The sequence below is a fragment of the Vreelandella jeotgali Hwa genome (genome assembly GCF_000334215.1).
GTDB classification, from domain to species: domain Bacteria; phylum Pseudomonadota; class Gammaproteobacteria; order Pseudomonadales; family Halomonadaceae; genus Vreelandella; species Vreelandella jeotgali.
The window spans coordinates 304673-329210 of sequence record NZ_AMQY01000023.1 but is presented as its reverse complement, the minus strand read 5'-3'; the positions used below and the strand labels follow the sequence as shown (position 1 = coordinate 329210).

Sequence of the window (24538 nt, the reverse complement as noted above, 5' to 3'; positions counted from 1 at the left end):
AAACGGGGAGTTAGCAAAGGGAGAAGAGGGGCGTATAAAAACGGGTTCTAAAACAGAAAGATAAAAACGCATGATCAGGGGCGTCACCGCCCCTGAATGCTATCGGCAATGCCGGGAAGCGTCCCGCGCCGACAGCGCTTCACCCGACTACCATCACCGCGCAGGACGCAACGTGCATCACGCGATAGGAAACGCTGCCGACCACCAGGCTCTTGATGTTGCTGTTACCACGGCTGCCCATCACCACGGCGTCAACGCCCAGGCGCTTGGCTTCCGAGAGGATGACATGCGCCGGCTTGCCGGCACGCACAATGGGTTCCACCTGCTCGCTGTCGAGCTTGACCTGCCGGCACGCCTGCTCGATAACCTCCTGCCCTTGCTTTTGTACGAGCTCATCGGCGTTGAGTGCGGGCATCCCGGCGACCTTGCCAATGCCATCCTCGGCAGGCGGTGCTTCCTGAGCGTTCAGCACGTACAGGTTGCCGGCTTCGCTCGCTACCAGCTTGGCAGCAACTTCAAGCGCGGCGCGGGACTGATCCGAACCGTCAACGGGCACCAAAATGGACTGATACATACATGGCCTCCGGTATCTCTGTCGTTTGGGTTTCTGACATCGGGATATCCAGCGTCATGATCGCTGGTGTTGGCCACCAACCTACCACAGCAAGGCCTGTGCTGCCTGGCCGAATCACTCATACGTACGATTCACACGTCAGGCCGGGGCAGTGACCCAGCTGGCGAGAGCGCGTCGACAAGGACTTTCGAAGATAGGGGTAGAAAGTGGCAACTGCAGTCGAAAAACAACCTTGGGCACAGCATGGACATGCACGGTTTTGCGCCTATTTGGGAGGTCAATAAACGTCTTCACGATAGCGCCCCTGGGCCTTGAGCGTCGCCACGTCCATGCCGAGCGGCGCGATGACCTCGTTCAGCGTCGCCAGGACGCTTGCCGCCATGTCTCTGCCGCCGCAGACCAGGATCTGCGCGCCCTTCTCGATCAGCCGGCGCAGTTCCACGCCGTCCACGGCAATCCTGTCCTGCACATAGGCACCCTCATCGACGCGGGAAAAGGCCGCGTTCAGCTCTGTTAGTCGCCTGTCCGCGAGATAGGCATTCAGTTCGGTTTCATAGAGGAAGTCCGATTGCGGATTACGCCCGCCCCAGTAGAGGTGCATGGGATGGTGCGCTCTGTTGCGCCGGATAAAGCCGACCAGCGGCCCAATGCCGGTGCCCGCGCCAATCAGCACCACCGGCGCTTTGCTGGAGGCGGGGCGAAAGTCGGGATTGGGCTGAATAAAGGTGTCGATGGTGTCGCCTACCGGCAGCGCATGCAGGAAGTTCGAGCACAGGCCGCCGGGATGCTGGCGTACGCAGATCTCCAGTACGCCATCCTTTGAGGCCGAGGCCAGCGAATAGAAGCGTGGCACCGGGCTGCCCGGCGGCAGGATACCGACCAGGTCGCCGGCCTCGAAGTGCGGTAGGCCGCTGCGTCCCGGCAAGCGGCTTGGCAAGCCGCTCTTTCTGCCACCGCCGGGCGCCGTGAAACGCAGCACAGCGGTGGGGGCGTGAACGTCGGCGCCGTAATCGATCCGCTCGGCGAGTTTCAGCGCGGTGGTGCGCGGATGTACCGGGGTATGGACTGGTGTCAGGTCGATGCCGAGCGCCTTGCCCACGGCGTGGCCCCAGCGGGCGAATGCCTGGGCTGACTGTCGGTCGATCGTGTCGAGTGGCAGCAGCCGCGGCCAATTTCTGGCAGTGAGTGCCACCTCGACGTCCTTCGCGAAGCCGCAGAAATGCGGGAACTGCTGATCGCCGAAGCCCAGCACGGCCACTGGAAGCTCGGGCGTTTTGGTGATCTTCTTCAGACGCGCCAGAAAGCGGCTGGCCGAGGCTGGCGCCTTGCCGTTCCCATAGGTCGCAGTGAGGATGAACAGCTGTTTCGCGCTGCGGTAGTGCGGGGCCAGCTGGTTCATGGGGGCGGTATGCACGCGCTGGCCCGCACTGGTCAGGCTGTCGTGCAGGGCCCTGGCAAACCCCCAGGTGGTGTTGCTTTCGCTGCCGACGAGGACCACGCTGTCCGCGGCGTTCGGCCTGCTGTTGGCGGCGATCCTGGGCTTCGAGCGCTGGCGCTTCCACCAAATAAGCGGGCCGGTTACGGCCATTACCGGCACTGTCAGAGCGGCCAAGCCAAGAGTCAGGCCGAGCCACCAGAAGCCTTCACCGGTGTGAAGCCTGTAGATGAGCTCATGGAGCCTGTGGGTGGTGCCATGAGGCTGGTAGGAGAGCCATTCGCCGCTGGCCGGGTCGATATAGCCGGCGCCCTGATCGGTGTTCAGGGAGTACGTCCCGGTGGGGTCGCCCGGATAGGGGTAGACCAGCTCTTGCAGGTCGCTCAGGTCCGTTGCCTTCAAGGCCGTCAGGGTGTCAATAGCGGCGGGGGTGCCACCGCTGACCTCCAACGGGAAGTCGGGCTCGGCCTCCATGCCCTCAGGGGCCAGGCCGAAAGTGGTGGCGGAAAGATAGGTTCCGGTTAGCGCCGACAGCAGCAGGCCGAGAAGCGCCGCGCGGCCCGGTTCGATATGCAGCCGCTGACTCAGGCTGCCGCGCACCGGGCGCAGCAGCTGGCGCCATCCGCCCAGGCGAGTCATCAATAGCGTGGCGCCCGAGATCGCCAGCACGACGATCGCCAGTGCCGCGGTGCCCGCCGCTGCGCGACCGGGCGTGTCGAGCAGCAGTGAGCGGTGCAGATTCTTTACCCAGCGCGAGAATTGCGAGGGCTCGTAGGCCGCGATGGCCTGCCCGTTGCGCGGATCCACGCGATCGGCGCCTACCTGGTTGTCGCGAGTGTAGTAGACGATGAGAGTTCCCGAGGGCGTGCGTTCGATCTGCTCGGCCCCCGGGTAATGCTGCGCTACTCTGCCGGCCAGCTTGGCGACGCTAATCTGTCCGGCATCGGGCACCGCGGTTCCCGCCCGCTCAAGCGCCGGATTGAGCGACAGGACCGCTCCGGTTACCGTGAGGACAATGGCGAATAGCGACGCGATCAGGCCGGGCAGCGAATGAAGCTGGCGTAGCATGGTATTTATGCTCCCTGTTCGATCAGCATCAGAAGGTGTAGCGGAGCGATTGAACGTAGCCGCGGCCCGAGACCGGCTGGCCCGCACCATCGGTGGTCAGCGGGATGACGGCGTCGGCGCGATTGTCGCGCCTGTCCTCGACAGCGGTATCCACACGCACTTCGTATCCGGCATCGATCAGCTCGTCGGAAAGATCGAGAGTGAGGGTCATGGAACGGCCACTGCCGACGGTAGCTCCTGTCAGGCCATCGTATTCATTGCTGCGCAAGCCGCTGCCCTGTGCCCAGCCACGCAGGTGCTTGTAGTATTTTGATTTTTCACCGGCGACCCAGAGCGTGCCCTGGTAGCGGCCGTTGGCATCGGTCAGGTAGAGCGCCGTGTAGGCGCCATCGCCGTTGTAGTCTTGCAGCTCGGTGGTGAAGGTTACCTCGCGTGCCTGGGCGAGGGCCGGCAGCGCGATAGCGGCGGCAAGGCCGAGTGCCAGAGCAAGAGTGAGCTTTTTCATCGTTTGTTCTCCATGACGAGTGGATAGGGACAATCTGGCACCGCTGGCTGACGGCCGCCTGAAGGCGGGAAGAAAATCCGTTTGGTCCGTCGTCGGCCCAGGGCTGCGGCACAATGAATCAGTCGATGCTCACGGATCGTTTGTCGCTGACGATGCCGCTATTGGAAGTGGGACGGGACTCCGTGCGTCGACGGGTATCTTCCCTGCTGTCGTCATCATCGTTATCGAAACTGTCGTTTTCCTCGTCGTTATAGTCATATTCGGTTTCCAGCTTGCGCAGGCGTAGCGATGCCGGGGCAAATTCTCCTTCGATCCTGTTGCCGTCCTGATCGAAGCCTTTGACCTCATAGCAGCCATCGTCGATTTTGATGCCGTGAACCTCCCAGCCCCTGGCGTCGACCTGCTGGCGCAGGACGTCGCGAGGCTGCCAGTCGGCTGCCGGGTCGTGGCAGTCGTCATCGGCAAGGGTTATGGCGGCCGTCAGGGTGGCGGCCAGCGCGGTGGTGATAACCAGGGGCGTTTTCATGGTTTTCTCCGAGTGCGTTCAGTTGGATCAACGCTTGCAGAGTAGGTCGATCTCCTGACAGCAGCCTGAATCACTCCCGGTTCATGAAGATTTCTTTCAGCTGCTCAAGCGCCGGGTCCATACAATCCGCGAAACCGCTGAAAGCAGCGTGTTCGGTGACACCAGGAGGGTCTACAACGCCCATAGGCCGTCATGGCACGTATGACGGTTTGGCTTCCCATCGAGGAAGAGCCGTGTTGCACATGGAAGTTGACGGTTATCGGGATACTCAGGGGGAATCGGAGGCATTCAGTCGTACCACGTTATTCGCACTTCAAGACCTCCCGACTCGTGGTTTCTCAACCGCAACTCGGCATGTTGCCGCTCCGCCAACGCGACGGCGATCGATAGCCCCAGGCCGCTGCCGCCAATGTCCTGCGAAGAGGCGCGCCGAAAACGCTGGGTCACTGCGCCAAGCAAAGCCTCGGGTATCCCCGGTCCGGTATCGCGTATGATCAGCTGGAGTCCCTGAGGCGCTTTGTCGAGAGAGACCGTGACGCGGCCTTGATCCGGCGTGTAGCGCAGCGCGTTGTCCAACAGATTGCGTATCAGAATGCCAATCTCGGTGGCATTGGCCGTTACATAGCACTGCGCTTCCCTGGCGCGAGTCGTCCCGGCGATTTCCAATGTCTGCCCGCGCGACTCGGCCAACGGCCAGAGTTCCGCTGCGAGGTCTTCCACTAGTAGCCCCGGGTCAACCTGCTCGACGTTGTGCTGCTGACGCTGATCCAAACGCGCCAATATCAATAGCTGCTCGACCACGCGCTGTAATCGCTCGATACCGATCCTGGCCTTGTCCAGCGATGCCGCTTCGCCCTCGACGGCGTTATCCAGCTGGATCTTCAGTCCGGCCAGGGGCGTGCGCAGTTCGTGAGCGGCGTCGGCGGTAAAGCGGCGCTCCTTTTGCAAGGCTTCGCCGAGCCTGGTGATAAAATCGTTGAGGGCGCGATGCAGGCCGCCAAGCTCGCGCGGTACCGACAGCTGGATGGGACTCAGATCTATTTGATCCCGGCCGTTTACCTGTCGTGATAATTGCTCAATGGGGATAAGCCCACGTCGAATCGCGCGCATCATCAACCACAGCGCCAGCGGCATGAGCAAAAGCATCGGCCAGAGGTGGTTGATCGTGATGCGGTTGACGATGGACTGATGAAAGCGCTGCTGGAGGCCGATACGTAGCCAAGTCTGGCTGTTGCTATCAAATAGGCTGAAGACTCGCCAGCGCTGGCCTTCATAGTCGACCCAGCGAAAACCTTCTTCCTGCGGGGCGGGGAAGGCGGACGTTGCGTGCCAGCGTGGCCCGATCATGAGCGGACGGCCCTGCGCGTTCCAGAAGCCCAGGCCCATCTTCTTTTCTTCATGATGAAAAAGGTCGCCTGCTGGTGTCTGCGTTGTTGTACCGGTCAACTGATCGTCATTTAGCTGAGCCGGATGATCCGGCTGGCTCAGCTGCCGGGACAGTGCGCGATACACCTGGGTATCCGGGGAAGATGGCAGAAAAGACGTCACAACACGCGCTTCGAGGCTAAGCTGAGCGTCGAGAATTTCTTCAAGCTCGTGCTCGGAAATCAGGTATGCCGCGATAACGGACAGCGCGCTAATCGTTATAAGCGTGATAGCCAACGTGCGAATCAGATAGCGGCGTATCGAAATCATGTCGCCTGGCTGTCCAGCCGGTAGCCGATACCCCGTACGGTGGTAATCAGTTGCTTGTCGAGTTTCTTGCGCAAGTGATGCACGTGAACCTCCAGAGCGTTGGATTCCACTCCCTCGCCCCAGCCGTAGAGCAGGCTTTCCAGGCGCGTACGCGAGAGGACTTTATCGGCATGGCGTACCAGTTCGAGCAGCAAGGCGTATTCGCGCCGCTTTAGGTTAACTTCCCGGTCACGCCAGTACACTTTGTGGCTGGCCTCATCGATTAACAGATCGCCAAGCTTGAGTTCGCAAGAGCTGCGACCGGAGGCGCGCCGCGTCACGACCCGCAAGCGAGCCAGCAGTTCCTGCAGATCAAAAGGCTTGAGCACGTAATCGTCTGCGCCGGCATCGAGTCCGCGAATACGCGACTCTACGGCATCTCGAGCGGTCAGAATCAGCAAGGGCATATTGCTTTTGCGGCGCAAGCTCGCCAACACCTCCAGACCGTCGATATCCGGCAGTCCCAGATCCAGTATTACCGCCGAGAAGTCTTCGTTTTCCAGAGCGGTAAGGCCCTCGCGTCCTCGAGAAAGCCAGTCAACCACATAGCTCTGGCGCTCCAGGGCACACTTGACACCGTCTCCCAGTAGAGAATCGTCCTCTATCAGCAGTATGCGCATTGTCTATCCTCGCGAGTCCCGGCTCGATTGTCGGCTGGCGGGCTTAAGGTTTGCTTAAGCATACGTTTTGCATGGTCATGCTCTTGCGATGCATGCCGCGCGACACGTACAGAGCAATCGCGAGACCGAGACAGGTCCTAAGCTTTTGTTAAGTAACGCCGGTTAGTCTGAAGGCTACCGCCTTTCGACCAAGGAGACGATACATGCCCATGCTCAGCTGTTCCCCTGACTTGCCGGTCGGTCGGCGATGGGACCAAGGCGACAGCATTGTCATGTTGCCTATCGCGATACTGGCACTGCTGTACGGCTCCCTGTTCACCCCGGGCACCATCCAGGGCGAATTGCTGATAATGGCCATGCTGACCAGCCTTTGCTCTCTGCAGCTTGCCAGGTCGCCCGACACCTCGCAGCTGGCAGATGAATTGCAAATTCTGGCAATGGCAACACTGGCTACCATCGCCGTGCTGCACTTGCTCGCCTGAGCCGGTTATGACAAACAGCCGATGCGACTTTCTCACCGGCGCCCTATCACCCGGAAACGGCGATCGGCCCTGGGTTTTTCGCGTTAAGGTTCGCGTCAGATTGATGTGTTTCGATGCTGGCTATGCCAACAGTTGTGCACTCTGAGGCAGTGAGTATAGCTATTATTAAAGTCCATCATGTAGCGGTCTTTAATTTCATTCTGCTATGAAAAATGGTATCTGCAACAGGAGGAATAAATGACGTTTCACGATACCCCTCGGCGTTACGGCGCCGTTAGCCTTTTGTTTCACTGGACGATGGCGCTTCTCATTATTGCCCAATTCATGGCGCTTGGCGGCTATATCAATGACGGTGAACACTGGATCGGCAACACCATTGTTCCCTGGCACGTCGATATTGGTTTATTGCTCCTCGTCCTGGTATCGCTTCGTCTCCTCTGGATGCTCGGGCAGCGGGAGCAGCGCCCCGAACCCCATGGTCATCGTCCAATGCAGCTGCTGGCGAAAGGCGGGCATCTCTTGCTATATACCTGCATGGTATTGATGCCATTGACGGGCCTTTTGATTATGGTGGGCGAGGGCCACTCCCTGGCGTTTTTCGGCTTCCAGCTTCTCGCCGAGCGCGATGCCGAAATGTCCTGGGCGATCCTGTTAGGCGAGTCGCACGCACCGATTTCCTGGCTATTCGTGGCTCTGGTGATAGGTCATTTGGGAGCTGCGCTTTATCACCATTTCATCAAGCATGACGATACGCTTGTGCGTATGACCTCAGGGCGCTTCGGTACGAATTGAAGTGGTCTAATTCATCAAGATCAATGACCTATATAAAACTGGCCCGCTCAGCCTATGGTGCATGAGCGGGCTTCAGGTGTATGGCGCCGGGAAATCGTGGCCGTCACACTGGACCACCATATATCTTTCCGAATGTCGGGGCGCCGGTGAAATGCTTCAGCCATCACCATGATCAAGGGTTTATACCCTGAACCATTGCCCTCCGGAGCCACACATCCAGATGATTTATTCCACTATCATCACCGACTTGATGTTGACGAATTCCTTCATGCCAAAGCCGCCGTGCTCACGGCCGTAGCCACTGTCCTTGACACCGCCGAAGGGCAGTTGCGGCTGGGCGAGACGGTAGCCGTTAACGTTCACCATGCCGGTATCGAACAGGTTGCGGGCGATATGGATGGCACGTTTCTCGTCGCTGGAAAAAATGCCGCCGCCGAGGCCGTAACGCGAATCGTTGGCGACACGAATGGCTTCATCCTCGTCAGCTACACGAATCAGTGACGCGACCGGGCCGAACAGTTCCTCGTCGTAGGCGGGCATGCCGGGCTTCAGATTTTCCAGTACGGTACTGGGGTAGAAATAACCCGGGCCGTTGGGGATTTCGCCGCCGAAGACGCAGGTTGCTCCAGCGTCAACGGAGCGCTTGACCAGGTCATGCAGCGTATCCCGCAAGTCGTCGCGTGCGATGGGGCCAAGCATGGTGTTCCTGTCGGCGGGATCACCGTATTCGATCTGGCGCATTTTCTCGACGAACTTGTCGCGGAACTGCTGATAGACGGCATCCACCACGATAAAGCGCTTGGCGGCCACGCAGGTTTCGCCGTTATTGAAGGTACGTGCCTGACTGCAGGTATTGACTGCCAGGTCGATATCCGCGTCATCCAGCACCAGGAAGGCGTCGTTACTGCCCAGCTCCAGTACGGATTTCTTCAGGTACTCGCCCGCCTTGGCCCCTACGGCGCTGCCGGCGCGCGGGCTGCCGGTCAGAGTCACGCCGCGCACGTGTTCGTGCTCGATAAGCTGATTGACCTGGTCCGCGTCGATGAGCAGATTGCGGAAGACGTTCTCCGGCAGACCGGCTTCCATGAAGACTTTCTCAATCTCCAGCGCCGATCCCCAGACGTTGGGGGCGTGCTTCAGCAGCACGGTGTTGCCCGCCATGATGTTGGCAATGCTGTAGCGAATGACCTGATAAAACGGGAAGTTCCAGGGCTGGATACCCAGAATCACGCCCATCGGCTGATAGCTGACCAGCGCACGGCCGCCGTCGAGTTCGCGCTCTTCGTCCGCCAATTCATCGGGAGCGGTATCGGCACTGTACTCGCAGATCGCGGCACAGAGTTCGATTTCATCACCGCCCTGGGCAATCGGCTTGCCCATTTCCCGCGTCATCAATGCGGCATATTCATCCTTTTTCGCCCGCAGTCGCCTGGCAATCTCACGCAGGATGTTGCCACGCTCTTCAAGGCTGGTCGTGCGCCATTCGAGGAAAGCCTGGTGCGAGTCACGCACTGCCTGCACTGCCTGGTCGTCGCTGATCAGGTCGTAGGTGGCGATCACCTCGCCGGAGGCTGGGTTGATGGTCTGATGCGTCTTCGCCATGTCATTCATCCTTTTGGCAATGGTTTATGGAATCCGCCTGGAACGGGGTTCTGACGTCATCCCCGTTCTCCCGAATACGGCACTCCATCTGAAGCCGGCCGCCTCAGTATCCAAGCGATGCCGTGTTGATGATCAGGCGGTAATGACAAGCATTATAGGCAGTGGCGTCGGATAATGTGAGCCACGTTTCTACGGGCTTTTTGCACGTTTCTACGAAATGAAGGCGACCTTTAGGGTGATGCGCGGTAAAATTGGCATAATCGTCCCGCCCCGCATCAAGGAGTCCATAATGGCCACAACCGCACCGAGCGATGTGCTGATCGATTTGATCACCCCATTGGTCGAGCGTGATGGATACACCGCGACGTCGTTGCCATCGGTGACGCTGATGGCGCTACATCGGCCCGTTCCACGAACACCGCTGATATACGAACCTGGCCTGCATATCGTCGCCCAGGGCGACAAGGTCGGTTATCTTGGCAATCGCGAGATTCACTACGGCCCGGGGCAGTATCTGGTACAGACGTTGCCGCTGCCTTTCGAGTGCGAAACCCGGGCGTCAGTCGAGTCGCCGTTACTGGGTGTGTCAATACGCCTTGAGCCGGCGCTGCTGGGAGAGCTGGTAGCGGCCATGGGGGACAGCGATGCCCCGGATGAAATATCGCCCGAGCCCATGGCGTCGGTGTCGATGAACGACCGTATGCAGGGTGCCGTGGTGCGGCTACTACAGACGCTGCATGATGCCGGCGAAAGTGCAGCCATGGGCTCACTGCGCGTGCGTGACGTGGTGTTTGAGGCGTTGAAGGGGCAACAGGGCGCGGCACTGCGTGCGCTGGTGCATCATCAGGGGCACTATTCGCAAATTGTCCAGGTACTCTCATGCCTCCACGCCAGCTATGCGGAGGAAGTGTCGGTGGAGCGCCTGGCACGTCAGGCCAATATGAGCCCTTCGACTTTCCATCAGCATTTCAAGCAGATTACCCAGGCCTCGCCGCTGCAATATCTCAAGCGGTTGCGTCTGATAAAAGCGCAGCAGCTGCTTGTTCAGGATAGACATAATGTCAATCAGATTGCCGAGACAGTCGGTTATCGCAGCGCCTCCCAGTTCAGCCGTGATTACAAACGCTGTTTCGGCACCTCGCCTCTGCGGCACCGCAAGGCAGAGCGTGCCCTGCAAGTATCATGAGCGGACGGACTACAGTTTCTGCGGCCAAACTCTCGCTTTCCCTTTATGGAAAATAATATTTGATATAAAATAATGATTTTACAGCATATTATTCGGCATTGTGGCTCGATGCCCAGTGCCTTTTTTATGCGTCATCGTGCATGATTTGAATAAACCAACATGCTTGATATTTGCCCGGGCTGGTGGGCCGAGCCTGTTTGAGGGAGTAACCATGAAAGAGACACCGGCCGAACAGCAGAAGCCCGGCAAGCGTAACGTACTGATGTTTTTCCTGCCCTCACTGCTGGGTATTTTCCTGTTCATGACGCCGGTCAACTACGATGGCGACCTCACTATCATGATAGCGGTGCTGGCAAAAATTCTTCAGGCGGTGTTGGCAGGCGCGCTGCCAAGTATTGTCACGGCATTGATCGTCGTGTCGGCGGTGTTGTCTTTATTCGCCACGGTGTTCAAGCCGAAGTCGGTAGTAAAGCGTCCCTTTCCAAACGCTCTGTTCAATACCAGCCCGGTGTGGCTGATCAGCCGACTGGTGGGCGCGGTATTTGTCGTGCTGGTTTACGCGCGAATAGGGCCCGATATCTTGTATGGTGATGATACCGGCGGCCTGGTACTCAACGACCTTTTGCCGGTATTGTTTGCCGTGTTTGTGTTTGCCGGCTTGCTGCTGCCGCTTTTGCTCGATTTTGGCCTGCTCGAGCTGGTGGGAACCTTGCTGACTCGTATTATGCGGCCGGTGTTTGGTCTGCCCGGGCGCTCAGCCATCGACTGCATTGCCTCCTGGCTGGGGGATGGCAGCGTAGGCATTCTGCTCACCAGCAAACAGTATGAAGGACGCCATTATACCCAGCGCGAAGCGGCGGTTATCGGCACTACGTTCTCGGCGGTGTCGATCACTTTCAGCCTGGTGGTATTGGCGCAGGTCAGGTTGGAACACCTGTTTTTACCTTTCTATTTTGCCGTGTGTCTGGCGGGTATTGTTGCCGCCATCGTCGTGCCGCGCTTGCCGCCGCTCAGCTGGAAAAAGGACGTCTTTATCAACGGCGAGTCTCGCCCGACTGATAACGAAGTCACGCCGGCAGGATACTCGCGATTAAGCCACGGCTATGCGCTTGCCCTGGCGCGGGCGGGAAAGGTCGAAAGCCTGAAACAAGTGGGGCTTACCGGCATTCGTAATGCGCTGGACATGGTATTGGGCGTACTGCCTGTGGTGATGGCGTTTGGCACCCTGGCGCTGATTATCGCTGAAACAACGCCGCTGTTCAGCTGGCTGGGTGTGCCGTTTGTGCCGCTGCTTGAGTGGCTGCACATTCCCGAAGCCACCGCTGCCTCGCAAACCATCGTGGTCGGCTTTGCCGATATGTTTATTCCGGCGATTCTGGCAAGCTCCATCGACAACGAGATGACCCGGTTTGTGATTGCTTCGCTCTCCGTCACCCAGCTGATCTATATGTCGGAAGTGGGCGCCTTGCTGCTGGGCAGCAAGCTGCCGGTCAACGTGATTGAGCTCTTTGTCATCTTTTTGCTGCGTACGCTGGTCACCTTGCCGGTTATCGCACTTGTCGCACACGCGGTATTCTGACTGAGTGGCTCTGCCGGGCTGTATTCCGAGAAAACCCACCACCTGCCGGATTCCGGATGCCTTCAGCCAAGTTTTTGAGGTCATGTATGCCGGCGTAATGCCACCGGATCTGATCGAAATCGACCGGCAACTGATTGGGTCCACCCGAGTAAAAATAACCTTTGGGCACAGCACGGGCACAATTTGGGCACAGAGAGAATCGAGGGGATAGGCAACAAAAAAGGCAGACCAGTAAGTTACTGATCTGCCTCTCAAAATCGTGGTAGCGGGGACCGGATTTGAACCGATGACCTTCGGGTTATGAGCCCGACGAGCTACCAGACTGCTCCACCCCGCATCAACAGAAGCGTACTATACCGGTTATTTTTCAGCTGTCAACTATTGTCTGCTGTATCGGTGGCGGGAGCAGGGTCGCTGGCGAGCCGGTGCACCAGGCCGTCGAGGTCGTTGACGCTGGCGTCCCAGAGGTCGCGGGGCATGGGCCCGAGGGCGAGCAGGTCGGCAAGCAGGGCGCTCAGCTCGTCGGCGGGGTGCGGCGCCGCGTGGATGCCGTGGTTGAGGCGTTCGACCTGGATGGCGAGGCGCAGCGGTTCGTCGTCCTGGTGCACCTGGCCGGTGGCCAGCAGCGAAAGGTGGACGCGCAGCCGGTCAAGGCGCTGACGCTGCTGTTCGCGGCTGTCGGCGTCGAGGTTGGCCGCGGCCTGGCGGCTGGCGTTGCGCCGCTGATGGGCCTCGTTGAGGCGTGAGGTCAGCGGGGTGTCCGGCGTTTGCCGGGCCGCGACATCCTGGGCCGGGCCGCCTTCCAGCGCTTGCTGATCGGCGTCCAGGTGGGCGTTGAGCAGCGGGATGCTTTGCTGCCAGCGGGTGATGACGGCGTCGGTTTCCAACTGGGCGAGGCGTTCGCGCCGTTGGCGCACGATGCCGTCCAGGCGTTTGCGCATACCGTCGCTGCGCCGGCCGCGGGGCAGCGGTTCCAGCGCGGCGGCCTCCTGCTGCCAGGCGTCCAGGGTATCGACGTCGGCGGCGCTGTCGGGTTGCCAGGCGTCGAGACGGTCGATGAGGGTCTGCATTTGGATCAGGCGTTGCTGCTGGTGCTCGGCGCGTTCGTGGCGATAGGCGTCGCGCTCGGCAAACAGGCGGTCGCAGGCGCTGCGGAAGGCGTGCCACAGCGTTTGTTCGTCGCCTTTGGGGGCTCGGCCGAGTTCGCGCCATTGCCGCTGGAGCGCCTTGGCCTGAGCTATGCGGTCGTCAAGCGGCTCCCGGGTGTTGGCGGCCAGGACGTCGGCCTGTTCGACCAGGTTGCGCTTGTGCGCGGCGATATCCCGGGCGCGGCGGTCAATCAGCGCTTGCAGGCGGTGGCGCAGGTGCGTGAAGCGGCGGCCGGTGGCATCTGCCTGGCGGCGCGGCACCGGGGAGGCATCGCGCCACTGTTGGCGCGAGCGGTCGCGGATCTGGCGCAGGGCGTCGGGGTCGGCGTTGTCGGCGGGCTGCTCCAGTAGCATTTCCAACTGGTCGCACAGCGCTTGCCGGGCGGCGAGGTTGGCGTCGCGCTGCTGGTCGAGACGTTCGCGCCAGGGGGCGAGCCGCTCGTGAATGCGCTCGGAGGCGGTGCGAAAGCGGTGCGATAGTATCCGGGTAGCGGCGGCGTTGCCCAGGGCTTTCCATTCCTTGATCAGCTGGCGATGGCGGCGGTCCAGCGCGGCGTCGGCCAGGTCGGTGTTGTCGGCCAGAGCTTCGATGCCGTCGCAGAGTTGTTCGCGTTTGGGGCCGGCGACAAAGCCACGCCAGTCGCGGAGTTCGGCCAGCCGGGCGCCAAGGTGCTTCAGACGGGAGCCGAGGGCATTGCCGTTGCCCCGGGGGAGGGCGTCAATCCGCGGTTTGAGCCATTGGTGCAGCCGGTTGGCCTCGGTAAAGGCGCCGTTGCCGAGCTGTTTTTCCAGGCGGTCGAGCGCCTGTTCGAGCGTGGCGCGGCTGTCGTCCGCATTGGCGGCATCGCTGGCGTCCTGACGTTGCCGGGCGTCGAGGCGCGAGCGGGCCTGTGCCAGCAGCGCCGGGCGCGGCAGGTCGTCGGGCCACTGACAGGCGCGGTCGAGGCGATCGAGGGCGGCGGTATCGTCGTTGTCCAGCGCGGTTTCCAGTTCGGGATAGGCGTCCAGGTAGCGTAGCCAGGCGGCGCTGTCGCGTTCGTAGCGCTGAATCGCGCTGGCGTAGCGGGCGTTTATCGCGTCGCTGGGCGGGTAGGTATCGGAAAGCGCTTGCCAGCGTTGCCCGGCCAGCTGGCGTTGGGCGCGCAGGCTGTCGAATGTCTGGGCGTTGGGCGCGGGGCTCTGGCCAAGGTCGTCCAGCGCGGTTTCCAGCGCATTCAGCAGCGTTTCGCGCTCCTGGTCGGCGTCGCGCTGGCGCCGGGCCTGTTGCTCCCGGGCGTGCTCGTCGGCGGCGTGGTCATGAAGGGTTTTGTCGCAGTGCTGGAGCGCTTGCTGGTAGCGCGCTTCCTGGTCGGCATCGGGGCGCTGTGATAGCGCTTCCCACTGGTGTTTGATGTGGCGCAGCCGGGCGTCGTACGCGGGGTCCCAGACGGCGCGGGCGTGCTGCTCCAGCCGTTCCAGCAGCTCGGTGCGGCGCTGTTGCTGCTCGTTGGCCCATTGGGCGTCGGCCTTGAGGCGATTCAGCTGCTCCCGGGCGAGCCGCGTGACATGGCGGTCGCGGCGCGATTCCTTCTGCAGCCGCTTGAGCCCCGCTTCGCTGGTGACGCGCTCCGCCGCTACCCGGCGAACCGCGGCGATGCGGTTGTGGCAGGCCTGATGGATGAGGTCGCCTTCCGCGCTCAGGCGCTGTAGCGCGGTGAGGCGTAAATCGAGGTTGTCGCCTTCCAGCGCCACGCGGATGAGCAGCGGGGTGTCGTCGAGCTCGCCAACCCGGGCCTGGCGTGTGGCCAGATCGTGCTGGCCGTCGCGGCCGCTGAGCCGCCGGGCCAGGGTGTCGCGCCAGGCCTGGATGTCGGTATTCGTTGAGGTGTGGGTATCAGCAGAGTCCCGGGTAGCGGTCGGGGTATCGTGCCGGTCCGAAAGCGTGTCGCGCTGTTGGAGAAAAGCACGCAGCAGGGCATCAAGATCCTCAAGGCGGCACAGCGCGGCGAGCCGGATATCGGCCTGGCGGTCGTCGCCGAGGGCTTCCAGTGCTCGGCGCTGGTCGGCCCGCTCGGGGTCCAGCTGGTCGAGTGCCTGGCGGCGTATGTCGGCGCGCGGGTGCTGCCAGCGAGGGGCAAACAGGCGGCGAAACAGTCCTTGCATGATGTATCCTGCGAAATAAGACAAAACGTGAAAAAAATCAGCGAATCCGGGGCGGCGGTTGCAGACACCGACGCTCTCGCTTAGCTTTGCCCCTGGCATGGTCGGCGTTTATGGTGAGCGTTGTCCGGTGGCGTTATTATCCTGAGTCTCAGGGTCCTGTGTATCATGGCAGCGCGCCGTCGTGTAGAACAGTCAGCCAGTGTGCAGGCCCCAGCCGGCAATGTGTACCGCGCCACGGGCAGGCTGCCTGTCTTTTATCCACCCAGCTACGGAGTTTCGGCCATGAGTCTTCATAGGGATAGTGCCGACGAGGCGTTTACTTTTAAAGGCGGTATGCTGCCCATGACCATCATGGAGCTGGAGACGGGCGATCCCGAGCGCATTCGCCTGCAGCTGGGGAACAAGCGTACCCATTCGCCGGCGTTTTTCCAGCATACGCCGGTTGTGTTGAGCGTGGAAAAGCTCGACGAGCCGCATCTGGCGCTGGAGCGTATCTGCGCGGTCTGCCGGGATCACAAACTGCTGCCGGTGGCCGTGCGCGGCGGCGCCGATCCGGTTCGTCAGTCGGCCTGGGCGCTGGGGCTGGGCTGGTTTGCGCCCCTTGAGACCCAGCGCGTGCGTTCGCTGGCGAGCGTTGACCAGGCCACCGAGCCGCCGGAAGACGACACCGAGCCGCCGGCACAGCAAGAGGCGGCCCCCGCCGAGGGAGCGACTCGGCTGTATCGTGGCACCGTGCGCTCCGGTCAACAGGTCAGCGCGGCGGAAGGGGATCTGGTGGTCGTCGGTGCGGTAAACGCCGGAGCCGAGGTGTTGGCGGCGGGCAATATCCATGTTTATGGCGCACTGCGCGGGCGCGCGCTGGCGGGGATTCACGGCAATCCGGACGCGGGCATTTTCTGCCGCGAGCTGAAAGCCGAGCTGCTCTCCGTGGCCGGCAACTACAAGCGTCTGGAAGATATTGACCCGCAGCTGCTGCATGCGTCGGTGGAGGTCCACTTTCATCGCCAGCAGCTTGAGATCAAGCCGCTGGGCTGAGCGCCGCGCTTAACCAAAGAAGCACCCAACGACATAACAGCGCTATCAACAACGGCCATACCGTCGAGGTCATTGCATCGTTAAAGGATATAAACTTTGGCTAAAATCATTGTAGTAACGTCAGGCAAGGGCGGGGTCGGCAAGACCACCAGCGCAGCGGCCATGTCGACCGGTCTGGCACTGCGCGGCAAGAAAACCGTGGTGCTGGATTTTGATGTGGGGCTGCGCAACCTGGATCTGGTGATGGGGTGCGAGCGCCGCGTGGTGTATGACCTGGTCAACGTCATCCAGGGCGAGGCCGGACTGAATCAGGCGCTGATCCGCGACAAGCGAGTGGATAATCTCTTTATCCTGCCCGCTTCGCAGACCCGCGACAAGGAAGCGCTGACGCCGGAAGGCGTGGCCGAGGTGCTGGCGCAGCTCAAGGAAGATTTTGACTACGTGATCTGCGACTCGCCGGCGGGGATTGAAAGCGGCGCGCAATTGGCCATGTACCATGCTGACGAAGCTGTGGTGGTGACCAATCCCGAGATTTCTTCGGTGCGCGACTCCGACCGTATCCTGGGGCTGCTGTCGGCCAAGACCCGGCGCGCCGAGCAGGCGGATGAACCGGTCAGGGAGCACTTGCTGATTACTCGCTATAACCCCGACCGGGTGGATAGCGGGGATATGCTGACGCTGGACGATATCCGCGAGATTCTGGCAATTGACCTGCTCGGGCTGATTCCCGAGTCCGAAGCGGTGTTGCGCGCCTCCAACCAGGGCGTGCCGGTCACCCATGATGCCGAAAGCGATGCTGGCCTGGCCTACGCCGACGCCATATCGCGGCTGATCGGCGAGGATGTGCCGCTGCGCTTTCACGAAGCCCGGAAAAAGGGCCTGTTGAGCCGTATGTTTGGAGGAGGTCACCGGTGAAGCTGCTGGATTTCCTGAAACGCGAGCGTAAACAATCGGCGCCGGTGGCAAAAGAGCGTCTGCAGATTATCGTGGCGCACCAGCGCAGCCAGCAGGGCCAGCCGGAATATATGCCCAAACTGGAGCGCGAGCTGGTGGAAGTGATTCGGCGCTATGTCGACGTTGACGACGATGCCGTGCAGATTTCCATGGACAGCGAAGATAGCTGCTCGGTGCTGGAATTGAACGTAACCCTGCCCAGGGAATGAGCCTGCCCGGGGGCCGGCTCTGCGCTTGCCCCTCGGTTTGAGCTGGACCCCGGGTTGGAGGTTGACCCTCATTTGACAGATTGAAGTTTGAACAGGGAGAGGCGACTTTTCATGGCGACATCCAATACCGCGCCGGCCAGCTTTCTCTGGCACGATTACGAGACTTTCGGTGCCGATACGCGTCGGGACCGCCCGGCGCAGTTTGCCGCCATACGCACCGATGCCGAGCTCAATGAAATCGGCGAGCCGGTGGAGCTGTACGCCCGCCCGGCCGATGACGACCTGCCGCATCCGGTGGCCTGCCTGATTACCGGCATTACCCCGCAAAAGGCGCAGCGCCACGGCCTGCCCGAAGCCGAATTTGCCACCGAGGTGCTGCGCCACATGAGCGAGCCGGGCACCTGCGTGGCGGGTTACAACAGCCTGCGGTTTGACGACGAGATTTCCCGGCAGCTGTTTTATCGTAACCTGATCGACCCCTATGCCCGAGAGTGGCAGAACGGCAATTCGCGCTGGGATCTCATCGACGTGGTGCGGGCGTTTTATGCGCTGCGCCCCGACGGCATCGAGTGGCCGTTGCGCGATGACGGAGCGCCCAGCTTCAAGCTGGAAGACCTGACCGCGGCCAACGGTATCGACCACGCCGGCGCTCACGATGCGATGGCCGACGTGCGAGCCACCATTGCCCTGGCCCGGCTGCTGCGCGAGCAGAACGCCGGGCTGTTCGACTACCTGCTGGCGCTGCGCGGCAAGCGCGCCGTGGCGCGTCAGCTGGACCTGCCCGGCGCCAAACCGCTGCTGCATGTGTCCCGTCGCTACCCGGCCAGCCGTGCCTGTAGCGCGCTGGTGATGCCGCTGGCCGAACATCCCACCAATGCCAACGGCGTGATCGTCTACGACCTGAGCGTGGACCCCGGTGACATGCTGGCGATGACGGCGGAGCAGATACGCGAACGGGTGTTTGTCAGCCAGGCCGACCTCAGCGAAGGCGAAACCCGCATCCCGCTCAAGGTTATTCAGATCAACCGCTGCCCGGTGGTGTTTCCCGCGGGCTTTCTCAAGGACGTGGACGGCCCGCACAAGGGCGAGTACGGCGATATTGTCGCGCGCCTGGGGATGAACATGGCCGCCTGTCGACGCCACTGGAAAGCGCTGCATGAGGCGCCGGACGTGGCGGCCAGGGTAGCCGAGGTGTTTGCCGCGCCCTACCCCGAAGAGGTCGCCGACCCGGACCTGATGCTGTATTCCGGCGGCTTTTTCTCCCCCGCCGACCGTCAGCAGATGGAGCGCGTGCGCCAGACGCCGGCCTGGGATCTGGTTGGCCAGCGCTTTGCCTTTCAGGACCCCCGCCTGGAAGAGATGCTGTTTCGCTATCGCGCGCGCAGCTACCCGGAAACCCTCGAAGGCGACGAGCTGGCGCAGTGGGAAGCGTTTCGCTGGGAGCGCCTGAACAACCCGGCGCTGTCCGGCTTTACCCTCAAGGACTTCGCCCGGGAGATCGAGCACTACAACCAGCAGACGCTGGACGACCGTTCCCGGCAGATACTCGAAGAGCTGGTGATGTACGTGGAAGCCATGCTGCCCGCCCAGGCGTTTGAGGGATAAAGGCCTGCCAGGGCATCGAAACACTGTCATCGTGGACTGAAGTCCGCTTCTACATTCCGGTTTGGCGATAAAAAAGGCCGCTACCTTTGAACTGACCCCATAAAGTTGGACGGTTCATTTAGCTGGCACCCAAGGCCTGAGTCCTGTACTGCACAGGGCTCAGGCCTTTTTGCTGCCGGAAGGCGGGCGCCGTCAGTCGTCGCGGTTAAACGCTTTGAGCCCTTCGCGGTAGTCGCTTACGTCGCTGGGAGTATCGTCGGGGTCGAAACGAATATCCAGGCGACGTTCTCGCAGCGTGTTCCAGAGCTGTTGCAGGTCGTCAACGCTGACGTCGAGGGCTTCGTCGGTGCGGCGCTGGCGGCGGTCAAAACGCACACGCTCGCCGGGTTTTTCCAGCGCCGTGGCCTGCCAGTAGCGCCGGGTCAGCGCCCCGAGGCCGGTGGCGCGCTCGGTCAGCCGGCTGTTTACGGCCTGGCGGTAGGGAGCCAGGTCGGCGTCGTCCAGGGCGTCGAGGCGTTCGCCGGCCTTCTGCATAAAGGCTTCCATGCGTTCGGCGACCGTGGCGCTATCGCTGCCGGGCGACTGGACGAGCAGCGCCAGCCCCGGGGTGTCCAGCAGCGGGTAGTAGCCGGCGTTGACGATATAGCCCAGCTGTTCCCGGGTGCGCAGCTGCTGATAAAACGGCGTCTGTAGCCACTGGGCCAGCACGCTGGCGGCCGCCTGCTGGCGCGGGGTGTTGCGATTGCCCTGAAGGTAGCGCAGCACCAGCGATTCGTCGCGGTTGCTGTCGGGGCGCAGTACGCTGTTATCCGCGCTCACCGCCAGCGGCGTGAGCGGCGGGATGTCGGCGCGGGTGAGGCGCGGCAGCAGGGCGTTGCGGATGGCGTTGGTCTGCTCGCGGGCCTGGTCGGCGGTGAGGTTGCCCACCGCCATGACATCGACGTAAAGCCCGTCGAGAAAGCGCCGGCGGAAGTCTTCCAGGTCATGGCGTTCGAGTCGTTGGCTGGCGGCCAGCAGCTCTTCGCTGGACCATTGCGGCGTCAGCAGCGCCTGGCTCAGCGTGGACCGCGCCTGGCTTGAAAGTTTGGCGTCAGGGGCGTTGCGCCACTGGCGTTCCAGCCGGTCCTGTACGCGCTCAAGGCTTCCCCGGGCAATATCGGCCTGTTGCAGCTGGCCGATCACGTTGGCGATCAGCGGTGCCTGGCCGTCGCGCCAGCCGGAAAAGGCCAGCGTCATGCCCCGGGCGTGGGCGTAGGCGTTGAACGACTGGCCGGCCAGCCGGGCCGGGTAGAGCGTTTCGTTCAGGCTGTCGTTGAGCCAGCCGGCGAGCAGGCGGTCGAGCACGGCTTCCTCGGCCGAGCGGCGCACGCCGGGGTGCTGCAGGCTGACACGCCATTCCACCCGAGGCGTATCAAAGCGCTCCACGGCCATGTGCCAGGCCGTGAGGTGGTCACCTTCCACGATGGCGGTGGGCCTGTCGTCCTGGCCGTCCTGCAGGCTGAGGTCCTGGGCGATGAAGGGGTTGCGGTCGGGCAGCGCCAGCCCCGGCAGCGCGGTGCCGCCGGTGGATGGCGAGGTGGTTTGCCATTGGGTATCAAACCACGGCGAAACCCGGTTGCTGTCGACGTCGGGGCCGGAATATACGCGGATCATGTTGTCCGCTGACAGCGCATTGAGATAGGTACGGGTGCGGTCGGCGTCAAAGTCGTCCATGCGGTAGGGCGCGTACTGGACGTCTTTGACCGGGAAATGCGACAGGCGCATGGCCAGCCGAGTCGCTTCATGCTGGGGCGCGCCGTGCTGCTGAAAGCGGAAATCCTGCTGCTCCAGCGCGGCCTGTTCGTCGTAGCGCCATTCTTCAAGGCCGTCGGCGGCGATATTGTCCACGGCGGCAAACAGGGTCGCCTGGATGTCGTCGAGGCGTTGCGCGCCGTCGGGGGTCAGGCTGATGTTGACGTTGAACAGCGCGTGCTCGCCGTCGCTGCGGTTGATGCCGGCGGACAGGCCATCGGCCAGGCCGGCGTCGCGCAGCACCGCCAGTACGCTGCCTTCGCCTTCATCGCCGAGTAAATGCGCCAGCAGCTGGGTCGGTTTGCTGGCGTATTCATCCTGCGGGTCGGGCACCGGGAACTGAAAGCGCACCTGGCGGCCGTCCTTGAGCGTCTGGCGCTCCAGGTAGGCGGGCAGGGTGTCGTCGGCGACCAGCGGCGTTTCGATGGTCGCGCGCTTCAGGTCGCGGTCGGGCAGCTCGGCAAAGCGCCTGGTGATCAGCTGCTCCAGCTCGTCCAGCGGCTGCGGCGCGACCACGGCCAGGTGCATGACGTTGGCGTCGTAGTGGTCGCGGTAAAAATCGATGACCCGCTCGCGCAGCGAGGGCTCGTCTTCCGGCCGGTCGGCCAGGGTGTCGACGTTGCCCACGGCAAAGCGCGTGCCGGGATGGTCGGCGTTGAGCACCTGGTTGAGGACGTCGTTTTCCCGCCGGCTTTCGTTGCGGCGGCGCGCCTGGTATTCGGAATCCACGACGTTGCGTTCGCTTTCCAGCTTGTCGGCGTTGAACAGCGGCGAAAGGAAAAAGGCGCTGAAGCGGTCCAGCGCACCGGGCAGCGCCGAGGGCTCGACGTCGAAAAAGTAGTTGGTATCGCGGTCGGCGGTGAAGGCATTATGCGAGCCGGCGTGGCGGGCAATATAGCCCTGGTAGGCATCCGGCTCGGGATATGGCTCGGTGCCCAGAAACAGCATGTGTTCCAGCAGGTGAGCCAGCCCCAGAAGATCGTCGGGGTCCTGGCTGCTGCCCACGCCGACGTTCATCGACGCGGCGGCCTTGTCGGCCTCGGGATCGCTGACCAGCAGCGCAGTGAGGCCATTTTGCAGCGTGAGGACGCGATAGTCCCGGCTGTCAAAGGGGCTTTTTACCGGCGCCTGGGTGTCGGCGACCGGGTCGTCAGCGGCGGCGTGGGCGTTGAGCCCGGCGCTACCCAGCGCCAGCGCAGCGCCGATGGCCAGCGGCGTGCGGGCGCATCGGCCGCCCGTCGAGAGCAGCGGTGAAAGCGAAGCAAAGCGTGACAGCATGGTGTCTCCTGTGGGGGTCAGGGCAGTCGTATCAGGGTTGCCGGGTGAGCATGGGGCCGACGGGATGAGCGCAGGCCGGCGACTGGTTGGCGGGATTGTTGACCTCTCGAGATACCGGAAAAGTGCCCAAAAGTTCCGGCGGGGCCGGCGTCAACTGTTGTTCCACCACGTCGAGCGGCGTGTCCGGATGCAGCCACTGCTCGGCGTGCTCCGGGGCGATAACCGCCGGCAGGCGGTCGCTTAGCGGCGCCAGCCAGGGAGTGGCGGGGACGGTAATCAGCGCGGTGGAGTCGTTGAACGCGGTCAGCGTGGTGTAATAGCGGCACCAGAGCCCGGCGAGCAGCATGGGCGCGCGGTTGACCCGGGTGATCAGATAGGGCTGCTTGCCGCGCGGCCGGGGTTTCCAGGCGTAAAAACCGCTGACCGGGATCAGGCAGCGCCGTTCGTGAAAGGCCTCGCGGAACATGGCCCGGGATGACAGCGACTCCGCCCGGGCGCAATGGGGCGCGTGGTCCAGCACTTCCAGCCAGGGCGGCGTAAGCCCCCAGAACAGCGGGTCGAGGCGGTGTTCGCCCTGCACCCGGCGCACGGCGGCGACCGGCTGGCGCGGCGCCAGGTTGGGCGAGGTGACCAGGCACTGGCCGTTTTGCAGGCCGGGCAGCAGTCGGGGCAGCTCAATGGGCGCGATGTACAGGCGTCCGGTCATGTGCGTCTCGGTGGTGGCTCCCAGAGGGATTGCGGAGGTTGGCGGATAAAGCCCGCGCGGGCCCGGGGCGCTTCCGGCGGGTTCGGATGGCGCCGTTCCGGCTGGCGGTGGCGCAAAAGCACGCGGAACGGGTCGAAAACGCTGTTTGATGTGGGGTATCCTAAGCGCTCGACCGCCTGCGTTAAAGTGCCGTGCGCCCTGCCGGGCGTGACGCGCTTTTCTGCGCTTGTGATGCCGCCGACGCCAACCGAAAGAGATTGCCATGGCCCGCCCGAAACAGCATGCGCCCGACGCCCTTCACGCGCAGGTCATGGCGGCCTGCGACCGCTGGCTGGCCACGCAGCCGATACACGGCCTGTCGTTGCGCGCCATTGCCCGGGAGATCGGCTGCGCGCCGAGCACGCTGCTCAAGCTGTACGGGAGTTTTCACTACCTGCTCCAGTACGTCAACGTCGAAACCCTCGCGCGCTTGCAGGACGCCATCAGCAATCTCCAGACCGACGCGCCGGAGCCCTGGCTGCGCTCGCTGGCCCACGCCTACTGGCAGTTTGCCGAGCAGGATTGCTACCGCTGGCAGCTGCTGTTTGACTACCCGCTGGCCGAGGGCGGCGAGCTGAATCAGCGCCAGAGCGGCCTGATCGAAGCGCTGTTTGTCGAGGTCGAGACCTGCCTGCGCCGCTATCAGCCGGCGCTGGGCGAGCTGGAAGCGCGCGAGATGGGCCGTATGCTCTGGGGTAGCGTTCACGGCCTGGTGCAGCTGGGGCTGAACGAGCGGCTGGGCTATTGGCAGGGAGAGCAGCTGCAGATGGACAGGCTGATCGACCAGCTGTTGACCACGGTACTGGCCGGGCTGCGCGCACGGGGGCCGGCCGAGTGAGGGATCGCCCCCGCAAGCCGCGCCTGGTTGTGCGCCGCTGCATTCGCTATGTGTTTCTGGCGCTGGTGCGCCTGTGCTATCGGCTCAGGGTGCGCGGCCGCGAGCATGTGCCCCGCGAGGGGGCAGCGCTGGTGGTGTGCAATCACGTCAGCTATATGGATGCGCTGGTGCTGGGTGGCGCCTGCCCGCGTCCGCTGCGCTTCGTGATGGACCAGCCGATTTACGATTCGCCCTGGCTCAAGTGGCTGTTTTGCCTGGTCGGAGCGATTCCCATCGAGTCCGAACGGCGTGACCCCGGCTCGCTGCGGCGCGCGCTCGACGACATCAGCACCGCGCTGGCCAACGGCGAGGTGGTCATGGTGTTTCCCGAAGGCCGCCTGACCCCCGACGGCGAAATGCACCGGTTCCGCCGCGGGCTGGAGGCGATTCTGGCGCGCAACCGGGTGCCGGTAGTCCCGGCCGGGCTGGCCGGGCTCTGGGGCTCATGGACATCGCACCGGGGCGGCCCGGCGCTGGCGACGCGGCCGCGCCGCTTTCGCGCTCGGGTCAGCCTGCACTTCGGCGAGCCGGCGGCACCCGGCAGCGTCGAGCACCAGGCGCTGCGCCATTATCTTGAAGCCCGGGTGCGGGTTCTCAGAGCGGCCGCGGGGGAAAGCGTCGAAGATCGCCGGCGGGCAGGCGACCGCTAAC

20 protein-coding genes and 1 tRNA gene are annotated in these 24538 nt (G+C 62.7%); 10 read left to right on the top strand and 11 right to left on the bottom strand.

The genetic code is table 11. From position 1 onward, the window contains the following. Positions 1–139: 139 nt before the first annotated feature. From C793_RS0111970 to C793_RS0111940, 6 genes are all read right to left on the bottom strand, one after another. On the bottom strand, positions 140–574 hold the full coding sequence (locus C793_RS0111970; RefSeq protein ID WP_017431187.1) for a universal stress protein: 435 nt from the start codon (positions 572–574) through the stop codon (positions 140–142). 277 nt (positions 575–851) lie between these two features. Continuing rightward, positions 852–3077: a PepSY domain-containing protein gene (locus tag C793_RS0111965; RefSeq protein ID WP_017431186.1), complete on the bottom strand. Its 2226-nt coding sequence runs from the start codon at positions 3075–3077 to the stop codon at positions 852–854. A gap of 28 nt (positions 3078–3105) precedes the next feature. After that, on the bottom strand, positions 3106–3582 hold the full coding sequence (locus tag C793_RS0111960; protein ID WP_017431185.1) for a DUF2271 domain-containing protein: 477 nt from the start codon (positions 3580–3582) through the stop codon (positions 3106–3108). Positions 3583–3700: 118 nt separating this feature from the next. Next, complete coding sequence (locus C793_RS14360; RefSeq protein ID WP_017431184.1) at positions 3701–4108, bottom strand: PepSY domain-containing protein; 408 nt, start codon at positions 4106–4108, stop codon at positions 3701–3703. 288 nt (positions 4109–4396) lie between these two features. Further along, on the bottom strand, positions 4397–5803 hold the full coding sequence (locus C793_RS0111945) for an ATP-binding protein (protein WP_017431182.1): 1407 nt from the start codon (positions 5801–5803) through the stop codon (positions 4397–4399). Then, positions 5800–6462, bottom strand: a complete 663-nt coding sequence (locus C793_RS0111940; protein ID WP_017431181.1) for a response regulator — start codon at positions 6460–6462, stop codon at positions 5800–5802. The genes C793_RS0111945 and C793_RS0111940 overlap by 4 nt, the downstream gene beginning before the upstream one ends. A gap of 203 nt (positions 6463–6665) precedes the next feature. Here C793_RS0111940 and C793_RS0111935 point away from each other — a divergent pair, with 203 nt between their 5' ends. Both C793_RS0111935 and C793_RS0111930 read left to right on the top strand, forming a co-directional pair. Beyond that, positions 6666–6944 carry a hypothetical protein gene (locus C793_RS0111935; RefSeq protein WP_017431180.1) on the top strand — a complete coding sequence of 93 codons (279 nt, stop codon included), beginning with the start codon at positions 6666–6668 and terminating at the stop codon, positions 6942–6944. A 237-nt stretch (positions 6945–7181) separates the two neighbouring features. Continuing rightward, the gene (locus C793_RS0111930; RefSeq protein WP_017431179.1) at positions 7182–7736 is read left to right on the top strand and encodes a cytochrome b; all 555 of its coding nucleotides are present in this window, start codon (positions 7182–7184) and stop codon (positions 7734–7736) included. A 225-nt stretch (positions 7737–7961) separates the two neighbouring features. Here C793_RS0111930 and C793_RS0111925 read toward each other — a convergent pair whose 3' ends face one another. Beyond that, on the bottom strand, positions 7962–9338 hold the full coding sequence (locus C793_RS0111925) for an NAD-dependent succinate-semialdehyde dehydrogenase (RefSeq protein ID WP_017431178.1): 1377 nt from the start codon (positions 9336–9338) through the stop codon (positions 7962–7964). Between the two features lie 289 nt (positions 9339–9627). On the opposite strand from C793_RS0111925, the gene C793_RS0111920 reads away from it, so the two are divergent. Further along, positions 9628–10524 (top strand): AraC family transcriptional regulator, encoded by an 897-nt coding sequence (locus tag C793_RS0111920; protein ID WP_017431177.1) that lies wholly within the window; start codon positions 9628–9630, stop codon positions 10522–10524. 211 nt (positions 10525–10735) lie between these two features. Further along, the gene (locus C793_RS0111915) at positions 10736–12103 is read left to right on the top strand and encodes a YjiH family protein (protein ID WP_017431176.1); all 1368 of its coding nucleotides are present in this window, start codon (positions 10736–10738) and stop codon (positions 12101–12103) included. Positions 12104–12363: 260 nt separating this feature from the next. Here the strand turns inward: C793_RS0111915 and C793_RS0111910 are convergent. Together C793_RS0111910 and C793_RS0111905 are read right to left on the bottom strand one after the other, a co-directional pair. Then, a tRNA-Met gene (locus C793_RS0111910) sits at positions 12364–12440 on the bottom strand. Between the two features lie 37 nt (positions 12441–12477). Continuing rightward, the gene (locus tag C793_RS0111905; protein ID WP_017431175.1) at positions 12478–15393 is read right to left on the bottom strand and encodes a DUF349 domain-containing protein; all 2916 of its coding nucleotides are present in this window, start codon (positions 15391–15393) and stop codon (positions 12478–12480) included. A gap of 282 nt (positions 15394–15675) precedes the next feature. Here C793_RS0111905 and minC point away from each other — a divergent pair, with 282 nt between their 5' ends. The 4 genes from minC to sbcB all read left to right on the top strand — a co-directional run bounded on the left by minC (position 15676) and on the right by sbcB (position 19196). Beyond that, complete coding sequence (gene minC, locus C793_RS0111900) at positions 15676–16428, top strand: septum site-determining protein MinC (protein WP_017431174.1); 753 nt, start codon at positions 15676–15678, stop codon at positions 16426–16428. 96 nt (positions 16429–16524) lie between these two features. Beyond that, the gene (gene minD / locus C793_RS0111895) at positions 16525–17343 is read left to right on the top strand and encodes a septum site-determining protein MinD (protein WP_017431173.1); all 819 of its coding nucleotides are present in this window, start codon (positions 16525–16527) and stop codon (positions 17341–17343) included. Further along, complete coding sequence (gene minE, locus C793_RS0111890; RefSeq protein ID WP_017431172.1) at positions 17340–17591, top strand: cell division topological specificity factor MinE; 252 nt, start codon at positions 17340–17342, stop codon at positions 17589–17591. The genes minD and minE overlap by 4 nt, the downstream gene beginning before the upstream one ends. A 111-nt stretch (positions 17592–17702) precedes the next feature. Next, the gene (gene sbcB, locus C793_RS0111885) at positions 17703–19196 is read left to right on the top strand and encodes an exodeoxyribonuclease I (RefSeq protein WP_017431171.1); all 1494 of its coding nucleotides are present in this window, start codon (positions 17703–17705) and stop codon (positions 19194–19196) included. Positions 19197–19388: 192 nt separating this feature from the next. Here the strand turns inward: sbcB and C793_RS0111880 are convergent, their stop codons facing one another. Continuing rightward, on the bottom strand, positions 19389–22265 hold the full coding sequence (locus C793_RS0111880) for an insulinase family protein (RefSeq protein WP_017431170.1): 2877 nt from the start codon (positions 22263–22265) through the stop codon (positions 19389–19391). 31 nt (positions 22266–22296) lie between these two features. Beyond that, positions 22297–22971 (bottom strand): SOS response-associated peptidase, encoded by a 675-nt coding sequence (locus C793_RS0111875; protein WP_017431169.1) that lies wholly within the window; start codon positions 22969–22971, stop codon positions 22297–22299. 262 nt (positions 22972–23233) lie between these two features. On the opposite strand from C793_RS0111875, the gene C793_RS0111870 reads away from it, so the two are divergent. After that, positions 23234–23848 (top strand): TetR/AcrR family transcriptional regulator, encoded by a 615-nt coding sequence (locus C793_RS0111870; protein WP_017431168.1) that lies wholly within the window; start codon positions 23234–23236, stop codon positions 23846–23848. Next, positions 23845–24537: a 1-acyl-sn-glycerol-3-phosphate acyltransferase gene (locus C793_RS0111865; protein WP_017431167.1), complete on the top strand. Its 693-nt coding sequence runs from the start codon at positions 23845–23847 to the stop codon at positions 24535–24537. Before C793_RS0111870 ends, C793_RS0111865 begins: the two co-directional genes overlap by 4 nt. Position 24538 lies beyond the last annotated feature (1 nt).

Excerpts from the sequence above, each read along its gene's own strand:
- C793_RS14360 (WP_017431184.1), bottom strand. The coding sequence starts at position 4,108 with ATGAAAACGCCCCTGGTTATCACCACCGCGCTGGCCGCCACCCTGACG.
- C793_RS0111935 (WP_017431180.1), top strand. The coding sequence starts at position 6,666 with ATGCCCATGCTCAGCTGTTCCCCTGACTTGCCGGTCGGTCGGCGATGG.
- C793_RS0111940 (WP_017431181.1), bottom strand. The coding sequence starts at position 6,462 with ATGCGCATACTGCTGATAGAGGACGATTCTCTACTGGGAGACGGTGTC.
- C793_RS0111905 (WP_017431175.1), bottom strand. The coding sequence starts at position 15,393 with ATGCAAGGACTGTTTCGCCGCCTGTTTGCCCCTCGCTGGCAGCACCCG.
- sbcB (WP_017431171.1), top strand. The coding sequence starts at position 17,703 with ATGGCGACATCCAATACCGCGCCGGCCAGCTTTCTCTGGCACGATTAC.
- C793_RS0111960 (WP_017431185.1), bottom strand. The coding sequence starts at position 3,582 with ATGAAAAAGCTCACTCTTGCTCTGGCACTCGGCCTTGCCGCCGCTATC.
- C793_RS0111870 (WP_017431168.1), top strand. The coding sequence starts at position 23,234 with ATGGCCCGCCCGAAACAGCATGCGCCCGACGCCCTTCACGCGCAGGTC.
- C793_RS0111925 (WP_017431178.1), bottom strand. The coding sequence starts at position 9,338 with ATGGCGAAGACGCATCAGACCATCAACCCAGCCTCCGGCGAGGTGATC.
- C793_RS0111880 (WP_017431170.1), bottom strand. The coding sequence starts at position 22,265 with ATGCTGTCACGCTTTGCTTCGCTTTCACCGCTGCTCTCGACGGGCGGC.
- C793_RS0111915 (WP_017431176.1), top strand. The coding sequence starts at position 10,736 with ATGAAAGAGACACCGGCCGAACAGCAGAAGCCCGGCAAGCGTAACGTA.
- minC (WP_017431174.1), top strand. The coding sequence starts at position 15,676 with ATGAGTCTTCATAGGGATAGTGCCGACGAGGCGTTTACTTTTAAAGGC.
- C793_RS0111920 (WP_017431177.1), top strand. The coding sequence starts at position 9,628 with ATGGCCACAACCGCACCGAGCGATGTGCTGATCGATTTGATCACCCCA.
- C793_RS0111930 (WP_017431179.1), top strand. The coding sequence starts at position 7,182 with ATGACGTTTCACGATACCCCTCGGCGTTACGGCGCCGTTAGCCTTTTG.
- C793_RS0111970 (WP_017431187.1), bottom strand. The coding sequence starts at position 574 with ATGTATCAGTCCATTTTGGTGCCCGTTGACGGTTCGGATCAGTCCCGC.
- C793_RS0111945 (WP_017431182.1), bottom strand. The coding sequence starts at position 5,803 with ATGATTTCGATACGCCGCTATCTGATTCGCACGTTGGCTATCACGCTT.
- C793_RS0111965 (WP_017431186.1), bottom strand. The coding sequence starts at position 3,077 with ATGCTACGCCAGCTTCATTCGCTGCCCGGCCTGATCGCGTCGCTATTC.
- C793_RS0111875 (WP_017431169.1), bottom strand. The coding sequence starts at position 22,971 with ATGACCGGACGCCTGTACATCGCGCCCATTGAGCTGCCCCGACTGCTG.